Source organism: Streptomyces sp. NPDC001156 (genome assembly GCF_053598275.1).
Genome location: NZ_JBSFJX010000515.1, coordinates 1 through 1,588, shown reverse-complemented (window position 1 = coordinate 1,588; position 1,588 = coordinate 1). Strand labels below are relative to the sequence as shown.

Genomic DNA, 1,588 nt, shown 5'->3' with positions numbered 1-1,588 from the left:
GCGGAACCTGTCAAAGTGATCAAGGCAGGTAGATCGTTTTAACGTTGTGTCGGGATCAGTGGGCCGGCTGGTGCCGGCTTGTTGATCCAGGCCGCCTCGGGGAGCTTCGGCGGCTCGGGACGCTTGCGGACGAAGCGTTCGGGGTGCTTCGCGTAGACCGCCTCCAGGACGTCGGCCCGCATCTCGCGAAGCTGTTCCGCGAGGCCGAAGTGCATGTCGTAGGGGGTGTGCAGGCCGATCCCGGAGTGCCGGTGCTCCGTGTTGTACCAGGTGAAGAACCGCTCGCACCACGTGCGGGCGTCCTCCAGGGAGCCGAACCGTTCGGGGAAGTCGTGCCGGTATTTCAGGGTCTTGTACTGGCTCTCGCTGTAGGGGTTGTCGTTCGACGTCTTCGGGCGGGAGTGCGACTTGGTGACGCCGAGGTTCGCCATCATCTGGGCGACGTTCTGCGCGACCATCGGGGACCCGCGGTCCGAGTGGATCGTCAACTGGCCCGGTCCGATCCCGTACTTGGCGATCGTCTCGGATAGGAAACGCTCCGCGAGGTCCTTGTTCTCGTGGGCGGCGATCATCCAGCCGACGGTGTAGCGGCTGAAGATGTCGATGATTGTGTAGAGGCAGTAGTAGACGCCGTTCACCGGCCCCTTCAGCTTCGTGATGTCCCACGACCAGACGCGGTTGGGGGCCTCGGCGACCAACTCGGGGACTGTCCGGGGCGGGTGGACAGCCTGGCGGCGGCGTTCACGGACCTCGCCGCGCAGGCGCAGGAGCCGGTACATCGTCGATTCCGAACACAGGTAGACGCCACGGTCGAGGAGGACGGCGTAGATCTCGGCGGGGGCCATGTCGGCGAACTCCGGGGAGTGCAGCACGTTCAGGACCCGTATCTCCTCCTCAGGCGAGAGTGCCCGGGGATGCCGCCGCCGTTCCCGCCGTGGCCGCTCGGGCGCGGGGCTTTGGCGGTGGTGGCGGTAGTAGGTGGCCCGGCTCGCGCCGAGCGCCGCGCACGCCTGGACCCGTCCGACCACCGCAGTGAGCTCTTCGAGGGCCTGGTCGCGGGCGGTGTCGAACACCACCGCCGCGAGCTGGGCTTCGGTCACTGGTTCTTCTCGCCGTTCCGGGTCGCGGCGCTGTCCGTGGCGAACTGGTCGAGCAGCGCGGAGAGTTTTCCCTGGACCTCGATGACGGTGCGGGCCTTGGCCAGATCGGCCTCCAGCCGGGCCTTCTCCGCCTTGAGCTTCTCGATCTCCTTATCCCTCGGGTCCGCCTTCGGCCGTCCGGCCGGGGCGGCGAGCGCGTCCAGGGCGCCCTTGTCCCGCTGCTGCCGCCACGTCGTGATCAGCGACGAGTACAGGCCTTCTCGCCGCAGCAGAGCGCCCTTGCCCTTCTTGTCCAGCGTCTCGTACTCCGCGAGGATCCTCGCCTTGTACTCCGCTGTGTACCGGCGCGGGCCGGTGGAACGGGCTTCTACCTGCGGATCAGGGGTCCCGTGGTCGTTGGTGCTGGCCACCTGGGCACTACTCCTTCTCCGCCCTCGACTCAATGAATCGTCCAGTATGCCTGACTCGGTCTACTTTGACAGAGAGGG

Annotated in this window: 2 protein-coding genes; both read right to left on the bottom strand. The window is 66.9% G+C overall.

Features of this window, described 5'->3' with window-relative positions:
* Nucleotides 1-38: 38 nt before the first annotated feature.
* Nucleotides 39-1,100 (bottom strand): IS3 family transposase, encoded by a 1,062-nt coding sequence (locus ACWDA7_RS52730; RefSeq protein ID WP_450615323.1) that lies wholly within the window; start codon nucleotides 1,098-1,100, stop codon nucleotides 39-41.
* Nucleotides 1,097-1,510: a transposase gene (locus ACWDA7_RS52725; protein WP_450615322.1), complete on the bottom strand. Its 414-nt coding sequence runs from the start codon at nucleotides 1,508-1,510 to the stop codon at nucleotides 1,097-1,099. The genes ACWDA7_RS52730 and ACWDA7_RS52725 overlap by 4 nt, the downstream gene beginning before the upstream one ends.
* Nucleotides 1,511-1,588: the final 78 nt, after the last annotated feature.